Annotated in this window: 24 protein-coding genes; 19 read left to right on the top strand and 5 right to left on the bottom strand. The window is 73.7% G+C overall.

Annotation, left to right across the window (positions count from 1 at the left end; genetic code table 11):
* Nucleotides 1-51 precede the first annotated feature (51 nt).
* Nucleotides 52-786, bottom strand: a complete 735-nt coding sequence (gene tpiA / locus QE401_RS09120) for a triose-phosphate isomerase (RefSeq protein ID WP_307140210.1) — start codon at nucleotides 784-786, stop codon at nucleotides 52-54.
* A gap of 129 nt (nucleotides 787-915) precedes the next feature.
* Between tpiA and QE401_RS09125 the strand changes: the two genes are divergently transcribed.
* The 6 genes from QE401_RS09125 to lexA all read left to right on the top strand — a co-directional run bounded on the left by QE401_RS09125 (nucleotide 916) and on the right by lexA (nucleotide 7697).
* Nucleotides 916-2811, top strand: a complete 1896-nt coding sequence (locus tag QE401_RS09125) for a peptidylprolyl isomerase (protein ID WP_307137903.1) — start codon at nucleotides 916-918, stop codon at nucleotides 2809-2811.
* Between the two features lie 348 nt (nucleotides 2812-3159).
* The gene (trpD, locus tag QE401_RS09130; protein WP_307137904.1) at nucleotides 3160-4200 is read left to right on the top strand and encodes an anthranilate phosphoribosyltransferase; all 1041 of its coding nucleotides are present in this window, start codon (nucleotides 3160-3162) and stop codon (nucleotides 4198-4200) included.
* A 63-nt stretch (nucleotides 4201-4263) separates the two neighbouring features.
* A complete protein-coding gene (gene trpC, locus QE401_RS09135) occupies nucleotides 4264-5073 on the top strand; it encodes an indole-3-glycerol phosphate synthase TrpC (RefSeq protein ID WP_307137905.1) in 810 nt (269 codons plus the stop codon).
* An 83-nt stretch (nucleotides 5074-5156) separates the two neighbouring features.
* Nucleotides 5157-5588 carry a cyclic pyranopterin monophosphate synthase MoaC gene (gene moaC, locus QE401_RS09140; RefSeq protein ID WP_373461474.1) on the top strand — a complete coding sequence of 144 codons (432 nt, stop codon included), beginning with the start codon at nucleotides 5157-5159 and terminating at the stop codon, nucleotides 5586-5588.
* Nucleotides 5588-6793 (top strand): molybdopterin molybdotransferase MoeA, encoded by a 1206-nt coding sequence (locus QE401_RS09145; protein WP_307137907.1) that lies wholly within the window; start codon nucleotides 5588-5590, stop codon nucleotides 6791-6793. The genes moaC and QE401_RS09145 overlap by 1 nt, the downstream gene beginning before the upstream one ends.
* 136 nt (nucleotides 6794-6929) lie before the next feature.
* A complete protein-coding gene (gene lexA, locus QE401_RS09150) occupies nucleotides 6930-7697 on the top strand; it encodes a transcriptional repressor LexA (RefSeq protein WP_307137908.1) in 768 nt (255 codons plus the stop codon).
* Here the strand turns inward: lexA and QE401_RS09155 are convergent.
* On the bottom strand, nucleotides 7654-9969 hold the full coding sequence (locus QE401_RS09155) for a ComEC/Rec2 family competence protein (protein WP_307137909.1): 2316 nt from the start codon (nucleotides 9967-9969) through the stop codon (nucleotides 7654-7656). The two genes, lexA and QE401_RS09155, sit on opposite strands and share 44 nt — an antisense overlap.
* A 79-nt stretch (nucleotides 9970-10048) precedes the next feature.
* Here QE401_RS09155 and gltX point away from each other — a divergent pair, with 79 nt between their 5' ends.
* The 4 genes from gltX (at nucleotide 10049) to QE401_RS09175 (ending at nucleotide 14379) form a co-directional block, all read left to right on the top strand.
* Complete coding sequence (gene gltX / locus QE401_RS09160; protein ID WP_307137910.1) at nucleotides 10049-11446, top strand: glutamate--tRNA ligase; 1398 nt, start codon at nucleotides 10049-10051, stop codon at nucleotides 11444-11446.
* A gap of 348 nt (nucleotides 11447-11794) precedes the next feature.
* Nucleotides 11795-12985 (top strand): M20 aminoacylase family protein, encoded by a 1191-nt coding sequence (locus tag QE401_RS09165; RefSeq protein WP_307137911.1) that lies wholly within the window; start codon nucleotides 11795-11797, stop codon nucleotides 12983-12985.
* A gap of 123 nt (nucleotides 12986-13108) precedes the next feature.
* Nucleotides 13109-13552, top strand: a complete 444-nt coding sequence (locus QE401_RS09170) for a hypothetical protein (RefSeq protein WP_307137912.1) — start codon at nucleotides 13109-13111, stop codon at nucleotides 13550-13552.
* A gap of 74 nt (nucleotides 13553-13626) precedes the next feature.
* On the top strand, nucleotides 13627-14379 hold the full coding sequence (locus QE401_RS09175; protein ID WP_307137913.1) for a DUF6065 family protein: 753 nt from the start codon (nucleotides 13627-13629) through the stop codon (nucleotides 14377-14379).
* Between the two features lie 27 nt (nucleotides 14380-14406).
* On the opposite strand, the gene QE401_RS09180 is transcribed toward QE401_RS09175, so the two are convergent.
* Nucleotides 14407-15753: an ATP-binding protein gene (locus tag QE401_RS09180; RefSeq protein ID WP_307137914.1), complete on the bottom strand. Its 1347-nt coding sequence runs from the start codon at nucleotides 15751-15753 to the stop codon at nucleotides 14407-14409.
* Nucleotides 15750-16532 (bottom strand): response regulator, encoded by a 783-nt coding sequence (locus QE401_RS09185; protein ID WP_307137915.1) that lies wholly within the window; start codon nucleotides 16530-16532, stop codon nucleotides 15750-15752. The genes QE401_RS09180 and QE401_RS09185 overlap by 4 nt, the downstream gene beginning before the upstream one ends.
* Nucleotides 16533-16715: 183 nt before the next feature.
* On the opposite strand from QE401_RS09185, the gene QE401_RS09190 reads away from it, so the two are divergent.
* From QE401_RS09190 to QE401_RS09230, 9 genes are all read left to right on the top strand, one after another.
* Entirely contained in the window at nucleotides 16716-17273 is a 558-nt protein-coding gene (locus QE401_RS09190) for a hypothetical protein (RefSeq protein ID WP_307137916.1), read from the top strand.
* A gap of 8 nt (nucleotides 17274-17281) precedes the next feature.
* Entirely contained in the window at nucleotides 17282-17926 is a 645-nt protein-coding gene (locus QE401_RS09195; protein WP_307137917.1) for a DNA-3-methyladenine glycosylase family protein, read from the top strand.
* Nucleotides 17927-18006: 80 nt separating this feature from the next.
* Entirely contained in the window at nucleotides 18007-18690 is a 684-nt protein-coding gene (locus QE401_RS09200; RefSeq protein WP_307137918.1) for a hypothetical protein, read from the top strand.
* Nucleotides 18691-18748: 58 nt separating this feature from the next.
* Nucleotides 18749-19930, top strand: coding sequence for an aminotransferase (locus tag QE401_RS09205; RefSeq protein ID WP_307137919.1), 1182 nt, complete (start codon nucleotides 18749-18751; stop codon nucleotides 19928-19930).
* 187 nt (nucleotides 19931-20117) lie between these two features.
* Entirely contained in the window at nucleotides 20118-21353 is a 1236-nt protein-coding gene (locus QE401_RS09210) for an ABC transporter substrate-binding protein (protein WP_307137920.1), read from the top strand.
* 37 nt (nucleotides 21354-21390) lie between these two features.
* Nucleotides 21391-23271, top strand: coding sequence for an ABC transporter permease (locus tag QE401_RS09215; protein WP_307137921.1), 1881 nt, complete (start codon nucleotides 21391-21393; stop codon nucleotides 23269-23271).
* On the top strand, nucleotides 23268-24014 hold the full coding sequence (locus tag QE401_RS09220) for an ABC transporter ATP-binding protein (RefSeq protein ID WP_307137922.1): 747 nt from the start codon (nucleotides 23268-23270) through the stop codon (nucleotides 24012-24014). Before QE401_RS09215 ends, QE401_RS09220 begins: the two co-directional genes overlap by 4 nt.
* Entirely contained in the window at nucleotides 24014-24715 is a 702-nt protein-coding gene (locus tag QE401_RS09225) for an ABC transporter ATP-binding protein (RefSeq protein ID WP_307137923.1), read from the top strand. The genes QE401_RS09220 and QE401_RS09225 overlap by 1 nt, the downstream gene beginning before the upstream one ends.
* A gap of 90 nt (nucleotides 24716-24805) precedes the next feature.
* Nucleotides 24806-25219, top strand: coding sequence for a helix-turn-helix domain-containing protein (locus QE401_RS09230; RefSeq protein WP_307137924.1), 414 nt, complete (start codon nucleotides 24806-24808; stop codon nucleotides 25217-25219).
* 117 nt (nucleotides 25220-25336) lie between these two features.
* On the opposite strand, the gene QE401_RS09235 is transcribed toward QE401_RS09230, so the two are convergent.
* The gene (locus QE401_RS09235; RefSeq protein ID WP_307137925.1) at nucleotides 25337-25615 is read right to left on the bottom strand and encodes a hypothetical protein; all 279 of its coding nucleotides are present in this window, start codon (nucleotides 25613-25615) and stop codon (nucleotides 25337-25339) included.
* Nucleotides 25616-25843: the final 228 nt, after the last annotated feature.

Below are 25843 nucleotides of genomic sequence, written 5' to 3' on the forward strand. Positions count from 1 at the left end.
GCAGCCTGAAAAAAGGGGAATTCAGCCCCCTGGCCTGTCCTTCCTCGACGCTCAGTACGCCGTCGCGATCGCCAGGAAATCCGACGACTTCAGGCTCGCCCCGCCGATCAGCCCGCCATCGACATGCGGCAGGGCCAGGATCGCCTTGGCATTGCCCGGCTTCAGCGAGCCGCCATAGAGGATGCGCAGCTTGCTGCCCGCCTCGCCGAAGGCGCGCTGCAGCTCGGCGCGGATGCGGGCATGCATGGCGGCGATGTCGGCTTCGGTCGGCGTGCGGCCGGTGCCGATGGCCCAGACCGGCTCATAGGCCACCACGCCGCCGGCGGCGGCGAAACCGTCCGGCAGGCTGCCGGCCAGCTGGGTGGCGACCACCGCCTCGGCCTCGCCGGCTAGGCGCTGGGCCTCGCTCTCACCGACGCAGACCACCGGCACCAGCTTGGCGGCCAGCGCCGCCTCGGCCTTGGCGCGCACGATGGCGTCGCTCTCGCCATGGTCGGCGCGGCGCTCGGAATGCCCCAGGATGACGTAGCGGGCGCCGAGATCGGCCAGCATCGGCGCGGCCACATCGCCGGTATGGGCGCCGGAGGCGGCGGCGTGGCAATCCTGGGCGCCGAGCGCCACCTCGCTCTTCAGCAGGGTGCCGGCCACGGGGACAAGGTGGGGAAAGGGCGGGCAGACCAGCAGGTCCACACCGGGCGCCTCGCCGGCGGCGACGGCGCGGGCCAGGTCGATGGCCTCGGCCAGGGTCCCGTTCATCTTCCAGTTGCCGGCGATCAGCGGGCGCACACCAGGGGTCATGCTCGGCTCCTCTTGGGTCTCTCGTCCTGGGGCAAACGCGCTACAGGCGGCCGGGATGTTTGGCAACGGGGCGGGTTTTCCCTATGGTCCCGCCCGCCTTCACTGTCGCGGAATACCATGCTCACTGCGCTCCGCCGGCTCGCCGGCACCTGGTTCGCCAAAATCCTCTTCGTGCTGCTGGTGCTCTCCTTCGCCGTCTGGGGCATCGAGGACATCGTCCGCCAGTTCGGCAGCGACAACGCCGTCGCCCGGGTGGGCCGCGACGCCATCGAAGTGCCGGAGGCCCAGGCGGCCGCCCGGCGCGAGACGGCGCGCGTGCAGCGCCAGCTCGGCGGCAGCTTCGACATCACACCCGCGATGAGCGAGGCGCTGACCCGCCAGGCCGTCGAGGGGTTGGTGATGGAGCGCGTTCAGCGGCAGGAGGCGCGGCATCTCGGCCTCGCCGTGCCGGAGAATGCGGTGCGCGAGTATGTCTGGGGCATTCCGGCCTTCCAGGGACCGGATGGGCGGTTCAACCGCATCGCCTTCGATTCCTTCCTGCGCAACAACCAGCTCAGCGAGGGCGAGTTCCTCAACCTGCTGCGCGCCGATCTGGAGCGGCAGCAGATGGTGGGCGCGGTGCGCTCCGGCGCCGCCGGGCCGGATGCGCTGACCCGCCCGCTGCTGGCCTGGGAGCGCGAGCAGCGCGTGGCCGAGCTGGTGCGCCTGCCCTTCTCGGCGGCCCCCGAGCCGGCGGCGCCGGAGGAGGCGCAGCTGCGCCGCTTCCACGAGAACAATGCCGACCGCTTCTCCGCCCCCGAATACCGCCGCATCACCCTGGCGGTGCTGTCGCCGGAGACGGTGATGGGCGACGTGCAGGCCACCGAGGAGGAGCTGCGCGCGGCCTACGAGGCGCATCGCGACCATTATGAGCGGCCCGAGCGCCGCAGCCTGCAGCAGGCCCTGCTGCCGGACCGGGAGAAGGCCGAGGCGCTGGCCCGCCAGTGGCGCGAGGGCGCCGATTTCGCCGCCATCACCCAGGCGGCCGAGGCCGCCGGCGGCCAGGCGACCGAGCTCGGCGAGAGCGACCGCGCCGGCCTGCCGCTGCCGGAGCTGGCCGAGGCCGCCTTCGCCCTGCCGCAGGGCGGGGTGAGCGAGCCGGTGCAGAGCCCCTTCGGCTGGCATGTGGCGCATGTCACCGCCATCGCCGCCGGCGAGGATCGCGGCTTCGAGGCGGTGCGCGCCGAGGTGGAGGCGCAGGTGAAGCGCGAGCGCGCCGCCGACCTGGCCTATGAGCGCGCCAACCAGGTGGAGGATGCGCTGGCCGCCGGCGGCAGCCTGGCCGAGGTGGCGCCGCGCTTCGGCCTCAGCCTGACCCAGGCGGTGGTGGATGCCGCCGGCCGCAGCCAGGAGGGCGGCCAGGCCACGCTGCCGCTCTCCGGCCAGGCGCGCGACATCGCGCTGCGCGCCGTCTTCGCCGCCGAGCAGGGGCAGATGCCGCGCCTGGCCGAGGCCGGGCAGACCGCGCTCTTCGCCTTCGAGCTGCAGGAGGTGATCCCGGCCGCGCTCCGCCCCTTCGAGAGCGTGGAGCCGCAGGTCCGCGCCGCCTATCTGGCCGATGCGCGCCGCCGCGCGCAGGAGGAGCGGGCGGCCGCGCTGCTTGCCGCCGCCCGCGGCGGCAAGAGCCTGGCCGAGGCGGCGCAGGAGGCGGGGCTCTCCGCCCAGCGCGTCGGCCCGCTGGCGCGCGACGCGCAGCTTCCGGGCCTGCCGGGCGAGGTGGTGCAGGCGATCTTCGCCGCCGCCCCGAACGAGGCGACCATGGCCGAGACGCGCGACGCCTTCGTCGTGGCCCAGGTGATGCAGGTGGTGCCCTTCGACCCGGCCTCCGACCCGCTGGCGCTGGGCCGCGTGCGCGGCACGGTGGAGCAGGCGATGCTGGCCGATCTGGAGGCGCAGTATCTGGACGCGCTGCGGCGCGGCGCCGAGGTCCGCTACAATGAGGAGGCCCTGCGCCAGCTTCGCCCGGCGAACTGAGCGCCCGCCCTTCCGGGGCCAGGACCAGGGCCGCGCGGCAGGGCCGCGCGGCCTTTTTCATGCCCGGCCGCCACGCGGCGCGGCCGCGCCGGTGCCGATTTGGTCCTGCGGTCCCGAGCCCGTGCTTGACCGCGCGGACGGCGCGGGCGAAGGATCGCGCCAGCATGATCCCGAGCCTCCCACCCCCTGCCCCGCCCCTGCCCTGCCGCCCCGCCCGCGCGACGAGCTGGCGCTGGTGGCGTGGCGGCTTCCAGGGGCGGGGCGGAGCGGCGCCGCACCCCGCCGGACCTCTGCCTTCCTGCGCCCCCTTTCCTGCGCCGTGTGCGACCCTGCCCGGATGATGCCCTGATGTCCCTGAAACCCGTGCTGGCCCGACTGGCGGCCGGCGAGCGCCTGGCGGAGAGCGAGGCGGAGCACGCCTTCGGCGTGATCATGAGCGGCGAGGCGACACCCGCCCAGATCGCCGGCATGCTGATGGCGATGCGCGTGCGCGGCGAGACGGTGCCGGAGATGACCGGCGCGGTGCGCGCCATGCGCGCCCGCATGACCGCGATCGAGGCGCCGGAGAACGCCATCGACCTGGTCGGCACCGGCGGCGACGGCGCCGGCACGCTGAACATCTCCACCGCCGCGGCCTTCGTGGTCGCCGGCTGCGGCGTGCCGGTGGCCAAGCATGGCAACCGCGCGCTGTCGTCGAAATCCGGCGCCTCGGACGCGCTGACCGCGCTCGGCATCAATATCGAGCTGCCCTTCGCCGAGCTGGAGCGGGTGCTGCGCGAGGCCGGCATGGTGTTCCTGGCCGCCCCCCGCCACCACGCTGCGCTGCGCCACGCCGCCGGGCCGCGCGTCGAGCTCGGCACCCGCACCATCTTCAACCTGCTGGGGCCGCTGACCAGCCCGGCGCGGGTGAAGCGGCAGATGACCGGCGCCTTCGCCCCGCAATGGCTGCGCCCGATGGCCGAGACCCTGGCCCGCACCGGCAGCGAGCATGCCTGGCTGGTGCATGGCGACGGGCTGGACGAGCTGACACTCTCCGGCCCCAGCCAGGTGGTCGAGCTGAAGGGCGGGGTGATCCGCGAATTCACCGTGACGCCGGCCGATGCCGGCCTGGCCGAGGCGCCGCTGGAGGCGCTGCGCGGCGGCGACCCGGCCGAGAATGCGGCGGCGCTGGAGGCGCTGCTGCAGGGCGCGCATGGCGCCTATCGCGACTGCGTGGTGCTGAACGCGGCGGCGGCCCTTGTCGTCGCCGGCGAAACGACCGATCTGCGCGAGGCCGCCGCACGCGCCACACGCTCGATCGACGAGGGCGCGGCCTTCGGCGTGCTGCAGAAGCTCCGCCGTGCCACCGCCCCCGCCACCCCGCCTCCTGCCGGGGCCGCGCCGGGCTGATGGCCCGGCCCGCCTCCCGCCTCGCCCCGCTCCGCCTGCCGCGCCCCCGCGCCGAGAAGACCGATGAACGCTGACACCCTGCCGGACACCCTGCTGCGCATCCTGGCCGAGAAGGAGGTGGAGGTGCGCGAGCGCGCCGCCCTCACTCCGCTGGCCGAGATGGAGAAGCGCGCCCGCGACCTCGACAAGCCGCGCGACTTCACCGGCGCGCTCTGCTCGGCGGTGGCCGAGGGGCGGATCGGGCTGATCGCCGAGATCAAGAAGGCCTCGCCCTCGGGCGGGCTGATCCGCGACCCGTTCGAGCCGGCGGAGCTGGCCCGCGCCTATGAGGCCGCCGGCGCCGCCTGCCTCTCGGTGCTGACGGACGCGCCCTATTTCCAGGGCAGCCCGGCCGATCTGGTGACCGCCCGCAGCGCCTGCGCCCTGCCGGTGCTGCGCAAGGATTTCATGATCGACCCCTTCCAGGTGTTCGAGGCGCGCGCCATGGGCGCCGACTGCATCCTGCTGATCCTGGCGGCGCTGTCCGACGCCCAGGCGCGGGAGCTGGAGGAGATCGCCCGCAGCCTCGACATGTCGGTGCTGGCCGAGGTGCATGACCGGCGCGAGCTGGACCGCGCGCTCGGCCTGCACACGCGGCTGATCGGGGTGAACAACCGCAATCTGCGCAGCCTGAAGACCGACCTGGCGACCGCCGAGGAGCTGGTGCCGCTGATCCCGGCCGACCGCATCCCGGTGGCCGAGAGCGGGCTGCGCAACCCGGCGGATGTGCGCCGCATGGCCGATGCCGGCGCCCGCTGCATCCTGGTGGGCGAGCATCTGCTGCGCCAGCCCGACGTCACCGGCGCCGCCCGTGCCATGGTGCAGGCCGGGTGAGCGGCGACAGCGGCGAGCAGCCCGCCGGGCAGCCCCTGGGCCCCGGCGGGCTGACGCATTTCGATGCCGAGGGCCGTGCCGTGATGGTCGATGTCTCGGCCAAGCCGGCCACCGCCCGGCTCGCCATCGCGCGCGGCCGGGTGGAGATGGCGCCGGCGACGCTGGCCGCGATCCGTACGGGCGGCATCGGCAAGGGCGATGTGCTGGGCGTGGCGCGGCTGGCCGGCATCATGGCCGCCAAGAAAACGTCCGACCTGATCCCGCTCTGCCACCCGCTGGCGCTCTCCTCCGTGCAGCTCGACCTGGTGCCGGAGGGCGAGAATGCCATCGCCATCGAGGCGCGGGTGAAGACCACCGGCCCCACCGGGGTGGAGATGGAGGCGCTGACCGCCGTCTCGGTCGCGGCGCTCACCGTCTATGACATGTGCAAGGCGATCGACCGGGGCATGCGCATCGAGGGGATCGGGCTGGCCCATAAATCGGGTGGCAAATCCGGCGTCTGGGACGCCGCCTGATGCTGCCGGTCGAGGAAGCCAGGGCGCGCATCCTCGCCGCCCTCTCCGCCACCGGCGCCGAGACGGTGTCGCTGCCCGAGGCCTGGAACCGCGTGCTGGCCGCCCCGGTGGCGGCGCGGCTGACCCAGCCCCCCGCCGCCGTCTCCGCCATGGATGGCTATGCGCTGCGCGCCGGCGATGGGGTGGAGGGCGCGACACTCCGGGTGACCGGCAGCGCCCCGGCCGGGCATCCCTTCGCTGGCCGGGTCGGCCCTGGCGAGGCGGTGCGCATCTTCACCGGCGCCGTGCTGCCCGAGGGGGCGGATGCCATCCTGCTGCAGGAGGATGCGACCGCCGGCGAGGGCGTGGTGACGGTGCGGGAAACCGTGCGCGCCGGGCGCTGGATCCGCCCCGAGGGGCTGGATTTCCGCGCCGGCGATATTCTTCTCGCTCCCGGGCGCCGGCTGACGGCGCGCGATATCGGGCTGGCGGCGGCGGCCAACCATCCCTGGCTCGCGGTGCACCGCGCCCCGCGCATCGCCATCCTGGCCACCGGCGACGAGATCGTGCTGCCGGGCGAGCCGCTGCCGCAGGGCGGCATCGTCTCCTCCAACGCGCATGCGCTGGCGGCGCTGGTGCGCGCCTTTGGCGGCCAGCCCGTGGTGCTGCCGATCGCCGAGGACCGCGTGGAGAGCATCGCCGGCGCCGCCCGCGCCGCACGCGGCTGCGACCTGCTGGTCACCACCGGCGGCGCCAGCGTGGGCGAGCATGATCTGGTGCAGAAGGCCCTGGCCCCGCAGGGGCTCGAGGTGGATTTCTGGAAAATCGCCATGCGCCCGGGCAAGCCGCTGATCTGGGGCCGCCTGGGCGAGACCCCGCTGCTCGGCCTGCCGGGCAATCCGGTCTCGGCGCTGACCTGCGCCGTGCTGTTCCTGTGGCCGGCCATCGCCCGGCTGAGCGGGCTGCCGGACACGGCGCCGCCCTTCCGCCGCGCCGTCACCGCCGCCGACCTGCCGCAGAATGACGGGCGAGAGGACTACATGCGCGCCTTCGTCAGCCGCAGCGAAGAAGGCCAGCTGCTGGTCACCGCGGCGCAGCGCCAGGACAGTTCGATGATGCGGGTGCTGGCCGGGGCCGAGGCGCTGCTGCGCCGCGCCCCGCACGCCCCCGCCTTGCCGGCGGGCGAAACGGTCGAGATCATCCTGCTGTCGGAGCTGGGCATCTGAAGCGTCGCAGGCATCAGGGACAAGTCGCGGAAAATACGGCATTCCGCAGTTGACCGGCGCGAAAGAACTTTCGTAGAACATCTCTCTGGTTGCCGCTTTGTTCGCGGCTGCCCCATGCCGCCAGGGAGCGCCCCCCATGCTGACCCGCAAGCAACATGAGTTGCTGACGTTCATCGACCGGCACCTGCGGGACACCGGCTTCTCGCCCTCCTTCGAGGAGATGAAGGACGCGCTGAAGCTGCGCTCGAAATCCGGCATCCACCGGCTGATCACCGCGCTGGAGGAGCGGGGCTTCCTGCGCCGCCGCGCCCATCGCGCCCGCGCGCTGGAGGTGATCCGCCTGCCCGAGAGCCTGGCCCAGTCCGCCGCCCCCACCCCCCTCGCCGAGACGGCCGCCCCCGCCGAGGCGCCGCGCCCCGAGGCCGCGCCGGGCTTCGCGCCGCCCGGCTTCGCCCCGAATGTCATCCGCGGCAATTTCGCGCCGAACCTGCCCGGCGTCGCGCATGCGGCGGCGGAGGCCGGGGCGGTGCAGCTGCCGCTCTATGGCCGCATCGCCGCCGGCCTGCCGATCGAGGCGCTGCGCGACCAGGGCGCCAGTGTCGAGGTGCCGATGGCCCTCCTCGGCCAGGGCGATCATTACGCGCTGGAGGTCGCCGGCGATTCGATGATCGGCATGGGCATCCTGGATGGCGACACCGTCATCATCCGCCGCGACGACACGGCCGAGAACGGCTCGGTCGTGGTGGCCCTGGTGGATGAGAACGAGGTCACGCTGAAGCGGCTGCGCCGCAAGGGCAATTCCATCGCGCTGGAGGCCGCCAACCCGCAATACGAGACGCGCATCTTCGGCCCCGACCGGGTCAGGGTGCAGGGTCGTCTGGTGGGTCTGCTGCGCCGATACTGAGCGCTGGCTCCGCCGCCGCGCTGGCCTGGGCAGCGCGGTTGCGCGGCAGCGGGCGCGGCGGCACCCAGGGCCGCGCGCCGCGCCAGGCGCGGTCGGACAGGATCTCCACCCCGCCCGGGCGCAGCCAGACCGCATGGGCGCCGTCGCGCCAGACGCTGAAGCGGTCCAGCACCAGGCTTTCCGCACAGCGGCCACGGATCGGCTCGGCCGAGAGCAGCAGCGCCGCCCGGCCGCAGACCGGCTCGGCGCGCAGCTCGGGCGGGGCCGCCTCGGGCCCCCTGCCCCGGCCGCGCGACGCCGGGCGCGGCGCGCGCAGCAGCAGCACCGCCGGCCCCGCCGGATCGGGCTGGAAGCGGCAGGCGCTGGCGTCGCAGGACAGGCCCGGCAGGCCGGGCTGGTCGATCGGCAGGCTGCTGCCCGTCTCCTCGCCCCAGCCGCGCAGCCAGGAATCGCGCAGGAAGGCGGTGCCGCCCGGCTGGCGCTGCAGCGCCACCCCGGCCCCGGTGCGGATGGCGATCAGCCGCGCATCGGAGGAGACCAGGATGTCCGGCGGCCGCACCGCCAGGCCGCTGAGCAGGCCGAGCGCGATCAGCGGCACCCCCCAGAGCCGCCAGCGCTGCCGCCACAGGCAGAGCCAGACCAGGCCGAGGCTCAGCAGGCCCAGCCCCCAGCCCGGCATCGGCCGCGCCGGCAGCGCCGCCCCCGGCCAGGCGGCGACGCCGCGCGCCACGGACAGCACCCCCTCCACCCCCCAGCCCATGATCCACAGCGGCCAATCCTCCAGCCCCAGCGGCCAGGCCAGCATGGCGGCGAGCCCGGCCGGCATCACCAGGAAGGAGGTCAGCGGCACCGCCACCATATTGGCCGCCAGCCCATAGAGCTGCAGCCGGCCGAAATGGTGCAGCCCGTAGGGCAGTGTCGCCAGCCCGGCCAGCAGCGAGGTCAGCAGCAGGCCCAGCGGCCAGAGCAGGCAGGGCAGCAGCGCATGGCGCGCCGCCGCGGCGCGGCGCCAGGCGGCCAGGCGCGGCGCCACCGCCTCGGCGCCTGCGATCAGCACCAGCACGGCGGCGAAGCTCATCTGGAAGGAGGGGCCGAGCAGCGCCTGCGGCGCCATCAGCATGACGATGGCCGCCGCCAGGGCCAGCGCCCGCAGCGACAGCGCCCGCCGCCCCAGCAGCACGCCCAGCACCACCAGCGCCGCCATGCCGAAGCTGCGCAGCATCGGCACCTGCAGCCCGGTCAGCAGCACATAGAGCAAGCCCAGCAGCAGCCCGACCGGCGCCGCCACCCGCTTGCTGTCGAGGCGAAGCGCGAGCGCCGGCCACAGCGCCAGCAGGAAGCGCGTCACCGCGAAGCCCAGCCCCATGACGATGGAGACATGCAGGCCGGAGACGGAGAGCAGATGCGCCAGGCCGGAATCGCGCATGGCCTGCATCGCCTCGGCCGGGATGGCGGCCTGGCTGCCGGTGAACATGGCGGCGCTGATCGCCCCGTTGGCCCCCGGGAAACCGGCGGCCGAGAGGCTGTCCATCACCCGCCGCTCCAGCCGCGCGCGCAGCCCCGCCGCCAGCCCGTCGCCGCCCTTCGCCCGGGCCGAGACCCGCTCGGCCGGACCGATGGCGAAGCCGGAGCCGCCCAGGCCCGAGAAATAGGCGTCGCGCTGGAAATCCCAGGCGCCGGGCGCGGCCGGCGCCGGCGGCGGGCGCAGCAGGGCGCGCACCCGCAGCACCTCGCCCGGCCAGGGGCGCAGCGGATCCCCGGCGCGCAGCCGCAGGCGGATCAGCCGCGGCGCCGGCGCCGCGCCCTCCGCCCAGACGGCGCCGCGCAGCGTCACCCGCAGCGCACCGGGCAGCTGCTCCACCGAGGCGACCTCGCCCCGCACCAGCACGGCGCGCGCGGGCAGGTCGAGCGGCGGCGGCTGCAGCGCGGCCTGCCACGCCCCCCAACCGAAGCCCATGGCGGCGCAGCCCAGCAGCCCCAGCCACCACCCCGGCAGCGGCCGGCCGCGCCGGCCGAGCCAGAGGGCGGCGCCCAGCAGCGGCGGCGCCAGCCCCAGCCAGGCGGCGGATGGCTCCACAGGCAGCGCGAAATACAGCAGCAGCCCGAGTCCGAGCGCCACCGGCCACCACAGCGGCAGCCGGGCCCATTCCGCCTCCAGCCGCGCCGCCACACCCGCCGCAACGCCCCGCCCCGCCAGGGCCAGGCCGCGCCGCGGCCGCGCCCGCGGGGCGGCGGTGGCATGCGGCGCGGCGATGGCGTGATCTGAGGGCATGGCTTCTCAACCGACACGCGCACTCTACAGCGAGGGTGTGTGGTGGTAGAAGCACCGGCTCGAAGGAATTGGCCGAGCAATGACCGTACGCACCCGTTTCGCCCCCTCCCCGACCGGGTATCTGCATATCGGGGGGGCGCGCACCGCCCTCTTCAACTTCCTCTTCGCCCGCCACCATGGCGGCCAGTATCTGCTGCGCATCGAGGACACCGACCGCCAGCGCTCGACGCCCGAGGCGGTGCAGCAGATCCTCGACAGCCTGGAATGGCTGGGGCTGACGCCGGACGAGCCGCCGGTGATGCAGACCGCGCAGGAGCCGCGCCACGCCGCCGTGGCGCATGAGCTGCTGGCCGCCGGCAAGGCCTATCGCTGCTACTGCACGCCGGAAGAGCTCGCCGAGATGCGCGAGACGGCGATGAAGGAAGGCCGCCCGCCGCGCTATGACGGCCGCTGGCGCGACCGCGACCCGTCCGAGGCGCCGGAGGGCGTCAAGCCGGTGATCCGCATCAAGGCCCCGCGCGAGGGCGAGACGGTGATCCACGACCTCGTCCAGGGCGAGGTGCGCGTGCAGAACACCGAGCTGGACGACATGATCATCCTGCGCAGCGACGGCACGCCGACCTATCTGCACGCCGTGGTGGTGGATGACCATGACATGGCCATCACCCATGTCATCCGCGGCGATGACCACCTGACCAACACCTTCCGCCAGGTGATGGTCTATGACGCGATGGGCTGGCGGCGGCCGCATTTCGCGCATATCCCGCTGATCCATGGCGCCGACGGCGCCAAGCTGTCGAAGCGCCACGGCGCCGTCGGCGCGCTGGAATTCCGCGACCAGGGTTTTCTTCCCGAAGCCGTCTGCAACTACCTGCTGCGGCTGGGCTGGGGCCATGGCGACGAGGAATTCGTCCCGCGCGAGCGCGCCATCGAGCTCTTCGACCTCAAGGATGTCGGCCGCGCCGCCAGCCGCATGGACTACGCCAAGCTCACCCATCTGAACGCCCAGTATCTGCGCCAGATGGACCCGGATGTGCTGGCCCGCCGCGTGCTGGAGATCATGGCCAAACGCCCCTCCATCAGCTTCGGCACCGAGGAGGCGGAGCGTGTCCGCCTGCTGATGCCCGACATCATGCCGCGCGCCCGCACCCTGAACGAGGCCGCCGACATGGCCGGCTTCGCCGTCGCCACCCTGCCCCTGGCCTTCGAGCCCAAGGCCGCGGCGCAGCTGACGCCCGAGGCCAAGGAACGCCTGAAGGACCTGGCCATCTTCCTGACCGACGCGCCCTGGGAGCGCGCCGATCTTGACAAATGGCTGCGCGACTATGCCGAGGTGAAGGAGATCAAGCTCGGCGCCGTCGCCCAGCCGCTGCGCGCGGCCCTCACCGGCTCGACCCAGTCGCCGCCGATCGACGCCGTGCTCTTCGCCCTCGGCCGCGCCGAGGCCGTCTCCCGCATCCTCGCCGCCTCCGAATAATTCTTTCGGCTGCCGGTCAGGGCCGGGACGGGAGGGACGCCACATTGGCGTTTCGCCTGGGCCCGGCCGAGGCGGGGCGAGTTCGCGCCGCCTCCGAATACTTCTTTCGGCTGCCGGCCAGGGCCGGGACGGGAGGGACGCCACGTTGGCGTTTCGCCTGGGCCCGGCCTGGGCGGGGCGAGGGAGCGCCACGGCGGCGTTCCGCCTGGGCCCGGCCCTTCGTGCAGGCGGGGGCTGGTTTGCGGTGTGGAGGCCTTTCCTTCACCGAGGCCGCGCATCATGGTGCGCGGCGCAAGGCGCGGACGGGTCCCCTGCCCGCCGCGCGCCGGGCAACCGGGAGAATACAGAGTGAACGAGTCTCTACTGACCCAGCTCCGCGGCCTGCAGCCGGAGCTGGCGACGATCCGCCAGGACATCCACGCCCATCCCGAGATCGGCATGGAGGAGGAGCGGACCGCGGCGCTGGTCGCCGCCCAGCTGCGCGGCTGGGGCATCGAGGTGACCGAGGGCGTCGGCCGCCACGGCGTTGTCGGCACGCTGAAGGGCAGCCTGCCCGGCCAGCGCGCCATCGGGCTGCGCGCCGACATGGACGCGCTGATGATCACCGAGGCCACCGGCAAGCCCTATGCCTCGACCCATGCCGGGCTGATGCATGCCTGCGGGCATGATGGCCACACCACCATGCTGCTGGGCGCCGCGAAGTATCTCGCGCAGCACCGCGATTTCGCCGGCACCGTGCAGTTCATCTTCCAGCCGGCCGAGGAAGGCCGCGGCGGCGCCAAGGCGATGCTGGCCGACGGGCTGTTCGAGCGCTTCCCGGTCGACGCCGTCTACGGCCTGCACAACATGCCGGAGCTGCCGCTCGGCCATTTCGCCATCCGCCCCGGCCCCTTCATGGCGGCCCCGGATCGCTGGGTGGTGACCTTCCGCGGCACCGGCGGGCATGGCGGCGCGGCGGCGCATCTCTCCACCGACGTCACCGTGCTGCAGGCGCAGTTCATCCTGGCGCTGCAGACCGTGGTCAGCCGCAACATCGCGGCGATCGACGCCGCCGTGATCAGCGTCGGCGCCATCGAGGGCGGCTCCTTCGGCTCGACCAATGTCATGCCGGCGGAGATTCGGCTCGGCGGCACCGCCCGCTCCTTCACCCCCGCCGTGCGCGACACGATGGAGCGCCGCATGACCGAGCTGGCCGAGGGGCTGGCCGCCAGCTTCGGCTGCACCGCCGAGGTGGCGTATCGCCGCAACGGCACGCCGCTGGTCAACCATGCCGAGCAGACGGTGGTCGCTGCCCGCGCCGCCACCGCGCTGGCCGGCGCGGACCGGGTGAACGACCAGGCCCCCGCCTTCACCGGCGGCGAGGATTTCGCCTACATGCTGGAAGCGCGGCCCGGCGCCTTCATCTTCATGGGCCAGGGCGCCGGCGGCGCCACCTCGGAAGGCCTGCACACGCCGACTTATGATTTCAACGATGATGCCATTCCGCACGGCGTCGGCTACTGGGTCAGCCTGGTGCGGGAGGAGCTGAAGCTCGCCTGAGGCGCGGCCGCGCCGCGCAACCCGCCCGGCCCTGCCCCGTTCGCCCCGAACGCGGGCCGGGCCGGCGTGACCATGAGAGACATGCCCTGGCTTGGGGCGATGCGAAGAGAAGGACGAGGGCCGATGCGGATTGCGGCAGCGATTCTGGGGGCGGGTCTGGTGCTGGGCCTCGGCCTGACGCCGAGCGAGGCGCAAAGCCCCGAGCCGCCCCATGCCTGGGCCTTCGGCAGCTGGACCGGCGGCTATTTCCCCGCCGCCGACGCCCAGGGGCCGCGCTGCACCGGCCAGCCCAGCGTCATCATCACCCGCGACGTGGTGATGCGCTCGAGCCCGCTGGAGGTGCCCTACCGCCAGCGCATGATCGAGACGGCGACCGCCCAGCCCAACGGCCTGGTCATCCGCCTGACGCCGGTGACGCCGCCCGGCGCCCGCAACGTGCCCCCCGGCATCGGCTTCGGCTGCGATGGCGATCCGAACCTGCTGCGCATCGAGCGCCGCGGCGATGGCGAGATCGTCTTCCCCAACTGCGCCGAATTCCCGGCGCCGCTGAAGCGCTGCTCCAACTGAGGCCGGCCCGGCCGCCCTCAAGCGGCTGGAAAGGCTTCCTGCGCTAACGCTGTGCGCTCCCCCGGGAGGAGCGCATGGCGGAGCGGGACGAGACTGAGCGGCTGATCGCCTACCGGCTGGACCAGCCCCTGCCGCCGATCCGCCCCGGCGCGGTGCGGCGGGACTGGATGGAGGCGAGCCCGAACGGCTTCGCCTATCGCTGCCTGCCGCTGACCATGGCCAATGGCCATGGCTGGGAGATCCTGGGCCAGACCGGCTTCGAGGCCAGCTGGAACGGTGGCGCGGCGCCGGAGGATGTCACCATCCGGGTGACGCAGCCCGGCGCCATGGCCCCCTGCGCGCATTTCGGCAGCGGCATCCTGACCTTCCCCATCCCCGCGCTGCTGCGCACCCCGCCGGGCATCGGCCTCTGGGTCAGCGGCCCGCCCAATGCGCCGAAGGACGGCATCGCCGCGCTCTCCGGCCTGGTCGAGACCGATTGGGCGCCGATGACCTTCACCATGAACTGGCGCTTCACCCGCCCCGACCAGGTGGTGCGCTTCCGCCCCAATGAGCCGATCTGCTTCTTCTTTCCGGTGCCGCTCGGCCTGGCCGAGGCGATGCGGCCGGAGAGCCGCGCGCTGGACGACAGGCCGGAGGAAGCGGCGGGCTACCGCGCCTGGCAGCAGGGCCGCGACGCCTTCAACGCCGCGCTGAGGGAGGCCGGGTCGGAGGCGCAGCGCCAGGGCTGGCAGCGCCACTATCATCGCGGCGAGGCGCCGGGCGGCGGCAGCGCGCCCTCCCACCGCACCCGGCTGCGGCTGCGGCCCTTCCCGGCGCCGCCCTGAGCCCGGCCGGGGCAGGCCGCCCGGCCATCAGGCCGGCAGCGTCACCAGCGCCGTCAGCCCGCCACCGGGGCGGTTCTGCAGCACCACATCGCCGCCATGCGCGCGCAGGATGTTGCGGGCGATGGGCAGGCCGAGGCCGGTGCCGCCGGTCTCCCGGTTGCGGCTGGTCTCCAGCCGGCGGAAGGGCTGGAACACGGCCTCCAGCGAATCCTCCGGAATGCCCGGCCCGTCATCCTCGATGCGCAGCCTCACCAGGGAGTCGCGGCCCGTCGGCGCCTCCAGCCGCAGCCGCGCATTGCCGGCATAGTTCAGCGCGTTGCCGACCAGATTGGCCAGCGCCCGCTTCAGCGCGATCGGGCGGGCGCGGATGCGCAGCCGCTCCGGCCCCTGGTAGAACAGCGCCTCGGTTTCCAGATCCGGCCGCGCATCGGCGGCCTCGTCCAGCACGGTGCGGCAGAGGGCGGCGAGGTCGAGCGGCACGGAAGGCTCGGTGGCTGAATCGTCGCGGGCAAAGGCCAGCGTCGCATTCACCATCGCCTCCATCTCGTCGAGATCGGCCAGCATCTTCCGCCGCTGCTCGTCATCATCGAGGAATTCGGCGCGCAGCCGGAGCCGCGTGATCGGCGTGCGCAGGTCGTGGCCGATGGCCGCCAGCATCTGGGTGCGGTCGCCGACGAAGCGGCGGATGCGCTCGGCCATGGTGTTGAAGGCGCGCGCGGCCGTCGCGACCTCGAGCGGCCCGTTCTCCGGCAAGGGCGGCGTGTTGACGTCGCGGCCCAGCCGCTCCGCCGCGCGGGCCAGCGCCGAGACGGGCCGCGTCAGCCGCCGTGTCGCCCACAGGATCAGCGCCCAGGCGGCCCCCGTCATCAGCACGAAGGCGAAGAGGAAGGTCTCGGAATGCCAGGGGCGCGGCGGCGGCACGGAGAGCCGCATGTTCAGCCAGGGCCCGTCCGGCAGCTGCATGGCCACCACCAGGATGCCCGGATGCGGCCCGCCGGCCACCAGCGCCTCCCGCGGGCGGAAGCGCGACAGCCCGCCGCCGATCAGATCCAGCCGGAACAGCCGGACCAGGGCCAGCGGCGCGCGCGGCATGCCCGGCCGCACCGCCGGCAGGTCGGAGAGGTCGACCACCAGCCCCGGCGGCAGGTCGATATCGTAGATCATCGCCTCGCGCCGGTCGGGCGGCGCCAGCAGCACGGTGCGCCAGACGCCGAAGGCGCGGGCGCTGATCTCGCGCGAGATCGCCAGGCGCTGCAGGTCGACGCGGTCCAGCGCGTGGATGGTCAGCCCCGCCGCCTGCACCAGCATCAGCGCCAGCGTCAGGAACAGCGCCGTCCGCCCGGCGAGGCTGCGCGGCAGGAGCCGGCGGATCACCCGGCCGCCTGGCCCGCCTGCGGCGCGGCGCCACCGGCGGGAAGGCTGGCGCCGCGATCGGTGATCTTCTCCACCGTCGCCGCCAGCACATAGCCGCCGCCGCGCACCGTCTTGATCAGGGTCGGGTTGCGCCCGTCATCCTCGAGCTTGCGCCGCAGCCGGCTGACGGCCACGTCGATCGCCCGGTCGAAGGGCCCGGCCTGCCGGCCGCGCAGCAGGTCCATCAGCATGTCGCGGGTCAGCACGCGGTTGGGCCGCTCGACCAGGACCATCAGCAGCTCATACTCGCCGCCGGTCAGCGGCACCTCGACCCCGTCCTGGTTCATCAGGCGGCGGCGCGCCGGCTCCAGCACCCAGCCGGCGAAGCGGATGGATTTCGCCGGCGGCTCCTGGCTGGTGGTGCCCTCGCCATGGGCGCGGCGCAGCACGGCGCGGATGCGGGCCAGCAGCTCGCGCGGGTTGAAGGGCTTGGCGACGTAATCGTCGGCGCCCAGCTCCAGGCCGACGATGCGGTCGGTCTCCTCGCTCATCGCCGTCAGCATGACGATGGGCACATCGGACTGGCCGCGCAGCCAGCGCGCGAAATCCAGCCCCGATTCGCCCGGCAGCATCAGGTCGAGCACCACCAGGTGGTAGCGCCCGAGCGGCCAGAGCCGCCGCGCCTCGCGCGCATCGCGCGCGGCGGTGACGCGGCAGGATTGCCGCTCCAGGAATTTCGACAGCAGGTCGCGGATTTCCCGGTCGTCATCCACGACAAGAATATGCGGAGGCGGTTCCATGAGCTCGACCATAGTCGGGATATGGCGATGATGCCTGCCCGGCATGTTACAGGCTTTTTCCGCCGCGCGCGCCGTTGCGCTTCGTATCATTGCGACGGTGTTTTTTGGCCGCCCCGCCCGCCCCGCGCCCGTTGCGGGCCGCCAACGCTTCCGCCGGCCGGGTGCCAGGGCTAGGATCGGCGCGTGTCGAGCACCGTCAAGCCCCTGCAGACCCGTGCCCAGGCCCGCCCTCCGCGCGACCGCCGGCCGCGGGCGCGCGACTGGGGGCGGCTCGGCCTCGCCCTGCTGGCCTGCCTGGGCGCCACGCTCCTGATCGCCCTGCTCTCCGAGCACGAGCGCGAGCCGCCGCTGCTGGTGGCGCACCGGCAATTCCTGGTGGCGTCCTGGGGCGGCGCGGCCGCCGCCCCTGCAACCGCCCCGGCCGCCGCCCTGCCCGACCTGTCCCGCTTCGGCCTGTCGCTGCGCCGGGCCGAGCCGGTCGCCGGCGGGGTCTATGGCGGCTATGAGGGCGCGGGGGGCTGCCGCCTCGGCCTCTGGGCCGGGCCGGCGGGCGCCGCGCCGCGCCGGGCCCCGTCGGGCTGGTCGATGGCCCTGGTGCCGCGCGGCGCCGAGACCTGGTGGCTGGTCGCCGGAGAGGCGGTGGGGCCGCGCCGGCTCGGCCTGCTCGCCACCGCTCTGGGGCGGGAAGCCTCCGGTCTGCCGCCCGCCGGCGCCCCCGCCGAGCCGGCCTGCGGCGCATGAGCCACCGCATGGCCGACGCGCCGCGCCCCGCCTGGGCGGCGGCGGGGCTGGCCGCGCTGGCCGAATCCGACCCCGATTTCGCCGGCATCGAGGCCGCGGCCGGCCCGCTGCCCTGGCGCAGCCGGCCGCGCGGCTTTGGCGGGCTGGCGCGCACCGTGCTCGGCCAGCAGATCAGCAACCAGGCGGCCGGCGCCATCTGGCTGCGATTCGCTGCCCTGCCCGGGGCGCTGGAGCCCGCCGGCCTGCTGCGGCTGAGCGACGAGGCCCTGCGCGGCGCCGGCCTGTCGCGCCCGAAGGTCGCGCATCTGCGCGGCCTGGCCGAGGCCTGCCTGGAGGGGCGGCTGCGCCTGGAGGAGCTGCCCGCCATGGGCGATGCGGAGGCGGTGGCGCATCTCTCGGCGCAGCGCGGCCTCGGCCCCTGGACGGCGCAGGTGCATCTGCTCTTCGCCGAGGACCGGCCGGACATCTTCCCCGAGGGCGATGTGGCGCTGGCCGCCTCGGCCGCGCATCTGAAGCGCATGGAAGCCCGCCCCTCGCCGCGCGCGCTGACGGCGCTCAGCCTGTCCTGGCGGCCCTGGCGCTCGCTGGCGGCGCGGCTGCTCTGGCACCATTGGCGGCATGTCACCGGCCGCCCGGCGGGCGAGGAACCCTAGGGTCTCGCGATGATGTGCCAGGCGGGGCCGGCGGCGGCGCCTATCCTGGCGCCCGACATGCAGCCCGGAGGCATCCTGCCGTGAAGCCCTTCCTCCGCAGCCTCCTCGCGGCCCTGCTCTGGGCCGCCGCGCCCGCCGCCCAGGCGACGCCGCCCGATACGCTCAGCCTGCGCGACGAGCTGTTCGGCGTCGCGCCCTGCTGCGTGCTGGTGATGCGGGTGACCAGCGACAATCTCGGCCTGTATGACGGCACCCACCGGGATGCCGTGCTGGTGGTGATCGACCGGCGCAGCGGGGAGGAGCGGCAGCACCCGGTCTATCGCATCACGGGCCGCGCCGGGCAGGAGCAGGCGGTGCCGCTGCCCGGCGCGGCCGCCCCCTACGCCCTGCTGGGCGGCATGCGCGGCCTGCCGCTGTCCCAGGCGGATGGGCTGGTCTCGGCATTCCGCGCCGTCACCCGCGAGGCAGACACCCTGGTGGTGACGGGCGAGGATGGCCCGCCGATCCGCGCCGGCATCCCGGCCCTGCTGCGGCGGCTGGAGGCCTCGGTGGCCGGGCTGGCACAGGTGCTGGGCGATTACCCGCGCCCCGCCCCGGTCAGCACCGCCGACCTGCTGGAGGGGCGCGCCGGCCAGGGATCGGCCTGCCGCTTCACCGGCGCCTGGCGCGTCGGCGATCCGGCCAGCGGCCCGCCGGCCGAGCTGGTCCGCGTCGAATGCCAGGCCGAGGGGGAGACCACCTCGGTCCTGCTGCCGCTGCGCTAGGGCCGGCCGGGGGCCCGGCCCTGGCCGGGCCGCGCGCCGCGTGACACTCTGCCGCATCATGCCGAGCCTCCGCCTGTCGCCCCGCGCGCACGCCACCGCCGCCCCGCCCATCCCCGCCGCCCGCGCCTGGGCCGCCCGCTATGATGGCGCGGCCGGGCCGATGCTGGATTTGACCCAGGCGGTGCCCGGCTACCCGCCGCATCCCCTGATGCTGGAGAAACTGGCCGAGGCCGCCGGCAGCCGCGCCGCCGCCGCCTATGGCGCCATCGAGGGCGATGCGGCGCTGCGCGAGGCGCTGGCGGCGGAGATGGCGCGCTTCTATGGCGCTCCCATCCGCCCCGACCAGCTGGCCATCACCGCCGGCTGCAACCTGGCCTTCACCATGGCGATGACGGTGCTGGCCGGCAGCGGCGATGCCGTGCTGCTGCCCACCCCCTGGTATTTCAACCACCGCATGACGCTGGAGCTGCTGGGCATCGATGCCCGGCCGCTCGAGACCCGCGCCGAGGACGGCTTCATCCCCGACCCGGAGCGGCTGGAGGCGGCGATCACGCCCGAGACCCGCGCTTTGGTGCTGGTAACCCCGAACAACCCGACCGGCGCCATCTACCCGGCCGAGATCCTGCACCGCATCGCCGCGATCTGCCGCCGGCGCGGCCTCTGGCTGGTGCTGGACGAGACCTATCGCGACTTCCTGCCCGGGGAAGGCACCCCGCCGCACCGGCTGCTGGATGATCCGGACTGGGAGCAGGGTGTGGTGCAGCTCTATTCCTTCGCCAAATCCTATTGCATCCCGGGCCATCGCATCGGCGCCGTGCTGGGCGGCGGCGCCTTCCGGCAGGAGCTGCTGAAGGTGCTGGATTCCTTCCAGATCTGCCCGGCCCGCCCGGCGCAGCAGGCGCTGGCCTGGGCGATCCCGGCCCTGGCCGAATGGCGCGCCGGCAACCGCGCGGTGATGCAGGGCCGCGCCGAGGCGTTCCGCGCCGCCCTGGCGGAAACGCCGGAATGGCGCATCGACGCGCTCGGCACCTATTTCGCCTATCTGCGCCTGCCGGAGGACATGCCGGACTCGCCGCGGGCGGCCGAGGCGCTGGCGGCGCAGAGCGGGCTGCTCACCCTGCCCGGCAGCTTCTTCGGCCCCGGCCAGGCGCGGCATCTGCGCCTGGCCTTCGCCAATGCCGAGGCCGCCACCCTGGTCGCGCTGCCGCGCCGCCTGCGGCTGAGCCGAATCCCCGCCTGAGACAAGGCACCCCGCAGCGCGGGGCGCCGCCTTGCGCGGATAAAATCATCAAATTGAGCATAACCCCCCGTTTGGCGTCTTCCCGTGGCGGCGCGAGCGACTATTGTCAGGCGCAGCCGCGCCCCGCAGGGCGCATCGGGCCTTGCCGACGGCAGGGCCCCCAGGAACGCCCAGGAAGGACCATGGCATGACCGAGCATCGCCCCCTCCCCGTCCCGCGCCGCCTGCTGCTGGGTGCGGGCGCTGCCGCCCTGCTGGCGCGCCCGGGCCTGCTGCGCGCGCAAGGGACGGCGCCGATCCGCATCGGCGAGATCAATTCCTACACCGCGCAGCCCGCCTTCCTCGGCCCCTACCGCAATGGCTGGCTGCTGGCGCAGGAGCAGGTGAACGCCGCCGGCGGCATCGATGGCCGCAGGCTGGAGACGGTGTTCCGCGACGATGCCGGCAAGCCCGAGGATGCGGTGCGCCTGGCCGGCGAGCTGGTGAATGCCGAGGGCGTGGCGCTGCTGGCCGGCGGCTATCTCTCCAATGTCGGGCTGGCGCTGGCCGATTTCGCGAAGCAGAACCGCCGCCTCTACGCGGCGAGCGAGCCGCTGACCGATGCGCTGGTCTGGTCGAAGGGCAATCGCTACACCTTCCGCCTGCGCCCGAGCACCTACATGCAGGCCGCCATGCTGGTGGAGGAGGCGGCGAAGCTGCCGGCGAAGCGCTGGGCCACCGTCGCGCCCAATTACGAATACGGGCAATCCGCCGTGCGCTGGTTCCGCGAGTTGCTGAAGGCCAGGCGCCCGGATGTCGAGTTCATCGGAGAACAGTTCCCGGCGCTCGGCCGCATCGATGCCGGCGCCACGGCGCAGGCGCTGGAGCGGCTGAAGCCCGAGGGCATCTTCAACGTCACCTTCGCCACCGATCTGCTGAACCTGGTGCGCCAGGGCAATCAGCGCGGGCTGTTCGAGGGCCGCGCCGTGGCCTCCATGCTGAGCGGCGAGCCGGAATATCTGGAGCCGCTGGGCGAGGAATGCCCGGATGGCTGGATCGTCACCGGCTATCCGCGCGACGAGCTGGACAATCCGGGCCATGTCGCGCTGCGCGACGCCTATCGCGCCCGCTTCAACGAGCTGCCGCGCTGCGGCTCGATCGTCGGCTATGACACGGTGCTGGCCATCGCCGCCATGCTGCGCAAGGCCCGCAGCACCGAGACCGAGGCGATGGTCGAGGCCTTCAAGGGCACCCGCTACCAGACCGGCTATGGCACGGGCGAGGTGGAGTTCCGCGCGCTCGACCACCAGGCGACGCTCGGCGCCTTCGTCGGCCGCACGAAGCTGGACGGAAAGCGCGGCCGCATGGTCGATTGGCGCTATGCCGATGGCGCCCACTACCTGCCGCCGGAGGAGCTTGTGCGCCAGTGGCGCCCGCAGGATTGAAGCGGGCCCGCCCCCCGCAAGGCTGAGGAACCACCCCTTGCAAGACCTGGCTGTCCAGGCGCTGAACGGCCTGGCCAGCGCCGCCTCCCTGTTCCTGGTCGCTTCCGGCCTGACGCTGATCTTCGGCGTCAGCCGCATCGTCAATTTCGCCCATGGCAGCCTCTACATGCTGGGCGCCTATCTGGGCTGGACGCTGCTGCGGCTGACGCCGCTGGGCGAGTGGGGGCTGGGCGGCTTCGCCGGCGCGGTGCTGCTGGCGGCGCTGGCCGCGGGCGGCATCGGCGCGCTGCTGGAGATGAGCGTGCTGCGCCGGATCTACCGCGCGCCGGAGCTGTTCCAGCTGCTCGCCACCTTCGCGCTGGTCCTGGTGGTGCAGGATCTGGTGCTGCTGCTCTGGGGCGCAGAGGACAAGTTCGGCCCGCGCGCGCCGCTGCCCTTGCGCGGCGCCGCCGAGTTCCTCGGCCTGCGCTTCCCGCGCTACGAGCTGTTCCTGATCGCGCTCGGCCCGGTCATGCTCGGCCTGCTCTGGCTGCTGCTGAACCGCACCCGCTTCGGCATCCTGCTGCGCGCCGCGACGCAGGATCGCGAGATGGTGGCGGCGCTGGGTGTCGACCAGCGGCTGCTCTTCACCGGCGTGTTCTTCCTGGGCGCGGCCCTGGCCGGGCTCGGCGGCGCGCTGCAGCTGCCGCGCGAGGCGGTGACGCCGCATATGGACATGGCGATCATCGTCGAGGCCTTCGTCGTTGTTGTCCTCGGCGGGCTCGGCAGCATTCCCGGCGCCTTCCTGGCGGCGCTGCTGATCGGCGAGCTGCACGCCTTCGGCATCCTGGTCTTCCCGCGCATCACTTTGGTGCTGGTCTTCCTGGTGATGGCGGTGGTGCTGGTGCTGCGGCCGAACGGTCTGCTCGGCCGGCCGGCCGGCCCGCCCCCCGCCAGCGAGGCCGCGCCCCCCCTGCCCGCCCCGGGCAGCTTTCTCCCGGCTGCCCTGCGCTGGCCGCTGCTGGCCCTGGCCGCCGCCGCCCTGCTGCCGGGGCCGCTGCTGCTGGGCGAATATCCGCTGATCCTGCTGGCCGATTTCGCCGTTTTCGTGCTGTTCGCCGCCAGCCTGCAGCTGATCATGGGCCCGGGCGGCATGGCGAGCTTCGGCCACGCCGCCTTCTTCGGCGCCGGCGCCTATGCCGCGGCGCTGGCGGTGAAATACGGGGCGGCGCCGATGCTGCTCGGCCTGTCGCTGGCGCCCTTCGCCGCCGGGCTGGCCGGGCTCGGCTTCGGCTGGTTCTGCGCCCGGCTCTCCGGCGTCTATGCGGCGATGCTGACGCTCGCCTTCGCGCAGATCCTCTGGTCCATCGCCTTCCAATGGGTCGAGGTGACGGGCGGCGACAATGGCATCCTCGGCATCTGGCCGGCCGATTGGGCGCGCGGCAAGCTGGCCTTCTGGTATCTGGCCCTGGCGCTCTGCGGCGGCGGCGTCTGGCTGCTGCGCCGCGCGGTGCACGCGCCCTTCGGCCTGGCGCTGCGCGGCCAACGCGATTCGGCGCTGCGGGCCGAGGCGATCGGGCTCGACGCCTTCCGCCTGCGCTGGGCCGCCTTCACCCTGGCCGCCTTCTGGGCCGGGCTGGCGGGGGCGGTCTTCGCCTATGGCAAGGGCAGTGTGTTTCCCTCCTTCCTCGGCATCGGGCGCAGCGTGGACGGGCTGCTGATGGTGCTGCTGGGCGGGGTGCACAGCCTGGCCGGGCCGCTGCTCGGCGCCGTCGCCTTCGCCGGGCTGCAGGAGCAGCTGGCGCGGGTCACCGATCTCTGGCGGCTGCTGCTGGGGCTCATCATCCTGGCCCTCGTCATCTTCTTCCCGCGGGGGCTGGGCGGCGCGCTGTCCGCCGGCCTGTCCCGGCTGCGCCGCCCTCCGGAGGGCGCGGCATGAATACCGTGCTGGAGGCGGAAGGGCTGGTGCGCGGCTGGGGCGGGGTGCACGCCGTCGATGGCGTCTCCTTCCGCCTGGAGCGGGGAGAAATGCTGGCGCTGATCGGCCCGAACGGCGCCGGCAAGAGCACCTGCTTCAACCTGCTGAACGGCCAGCTGCGCCCCGATGCCGGACGGGTGCGCTTCCAGGGCCGCGACATCACCGGCTGGGCGCCGCGGCGCATCTGGCGGCTCGGCGTCGGCCGCACCTTCCAGATCACCGCCACCTTCGGCTCCATGTCGCTGCGCGACAATGTGCGGCTGGCGCTGTTGTCGCATCACCGCCGCATCTTCGACCTCTGGCGCCCGGCGCGGCGGCAGATGACGGCGGAGGCCGAGGCGCTGCTGGCGCGCATCGGCCTGGCCGACCAGGCCGACCGGCCGGCGGCCTTCCTCGCCTATGGCGACCTCAAGCGGCTGGAGCTGGCCATGGCGCTGGCGCACAGCCCGCGCCTGCTGCTGATGGACGAGCCCACCGCCGGCATGGCGCCCGAGGCGCGCCAGGCGCTGATGGCCGAGACCGCCGCCATCGCCCGGCGCCAGGGCATCGCCGTGCTGTTCACCGAGCACGACATGGATGTCGTCTTCGGCCATGCCGACCGCGTGCTGGTGCTGGAACGCGGCCGGCTGATCGCCGAGGGGGCGCCGGCGGCGGTGCGCGCCGATGCGCGGGTGCGGCAGGTCTATCTGGGGAGCGCCGGCTGATGCTGGAAGTGGAAGGACTGGTCGCCCAGTATGGCCGCGCGCGCATCCTGCATGGCGTGTCGCTGCATGTCGCGGCCGGCGAGGTGGTCTGCCTGCTCGGCCGCAACGGCGCCGGCAAGAGCACCACGATGAAATCGCTGATCGGGTTGCTGCCGCCCGTGGCGGGACGCATCCGCTTCCTCGGCCAGGAGGTGGCGGGGCTGGCCGCGCACCGCATCGCGCGCCTCGGCCTCGGTTACGTGCCGGAGGAGCGGCGCATCTTCCCCGAGCTGACCGTGCTGGAAAATCTCGAGGTGGGCCGCCGCGCCGCATCCCGCGGACAGCCCGCCTGGGATTTGCCGCGCGTGTTCTCGCTGTTCCCCGCCCTGAAGGACATGCGCCACCGTCCGGGCGGGCGGATGAGCGGCGGCGAGCAGCAGATGCTGACCATCGCGCGCAGCCTGATGGGCCAGCCGCGCCTGCTGCTGCTCGACGAGCCCTCCGAGGGGCTGGCGCCGGTGGTGGTGGAGCGCATGGCGGCGGCGATCCGCGCGCTGAAGGCCGAGGGGATGTCGATCCTGTTGTCGGAGCAGAATCCGTCCTTCGCCGCCGCCATCGCCGACCGCGCCTATCTGCTGGAAACCGGGCAGATCCGGCATGAGGGCCCGATGGCGGCGGTGATGGCGGATGCGGCGCTGCGCGCGCGCTACCTGTCGGTCTGAATGCCGCTCCCCGGATGCCGGCGTTTGCAGCGGCGCCCGTTTGGACGCAGGATCGGTTTCTGATCTCCCCCATCTGCCAGCGAGGCCCGGATGCCGCATCGCCTGACCGCCAAGGCGGACAGCTTCATCAAATCCAACAGCACCACCCATTCGCGGCAATTGGCCGACTCCGACAAGCGCGCGGTGCATGCCGGGGACGTGCTGGAGGCCGAGACGCTGCGGCAGGAGGGGACGCATCTGGCCATGACCGCGGCGCGGCTGAACGGGGAGGCCCTGCCCAGCCATCTGAGCTACATCCATTCCGCCCATTGGGTGGCGGAAGAACCGGCCAGATCCGCCAAGCATCCCGAGGAACCGGCCCCCGCCGCCGCCGGCAAGGCGTCCGAGGAGGAGCTGCGGACGAAGGTGCTGGCGCTGCTGGCCGAGGGCCGCTCGGTCAATTCCATCGCCAAGGAATTCCGCATCGGCCGCGCCCGCATCAAGCGCTGGCGCGACGGCGGCTGAACCGGCCGGCGCCGCCCTGCCGCGGCGCTGGCCTGCCCAGCCAGGGCCGCGCAGACCCGCCGGCACCTGCCCCGCCGACGTGGCGAAACCCGCCCCGGCGGGCGCGATCCGTGCCGGCTAGAGGCCGAGCGCGATGGCCAGACGGGCGGCGGCCCAGCCGCCGCCGATGCCGATCACGCCCCCCAGCATCACCTCCCGCGCCAGGCGGTGCAGCCGCGCCCAGGGCAGCGCCCGCAGCGCGGGGCGGAAAGGCGCGGACAGGATGCGTCGCCCTGCCCGCGCCCCGCCGAGCCGTCTCCGCCCGGCCCGCGCGATCCGCCAGGAGGGGGGTGCCATCGGGGGCGATGGCGGGGTCCAGGGGCTCGGCGCGTAGCGGGGAATGGACAGGTTCGGCATGCCGCTGATGCGAACATAAACAGAACATCAAGGCAAGAGCGTTCCGCCCGGTTGCGCCCCGGAATGGGAACATAAGGGGAAAATTTCCGTGAAGGAAGCGCAATGACCACAGGGATGGCGACGCCGCCCTGAGCGCGATCCTGGCCGGTTTTCAGGGTATGGAAGAGATGCGGCTCTGGACCGGGCCGTTGCCATGGGCGGCAGCCGACCGGCCTGGGGCCAGCGCGC

Source organism: Pseudoroseomonas cervicalis (assembly GCF_030818485.1).
Classification (GTDB): Bacteria; Pseudomonadota; Alphaproteobacteria; order Acetobacterales; family Acetobacteraceae; genus Pseudoroseomonas; species Pseudoroseomonas cervicalis_A.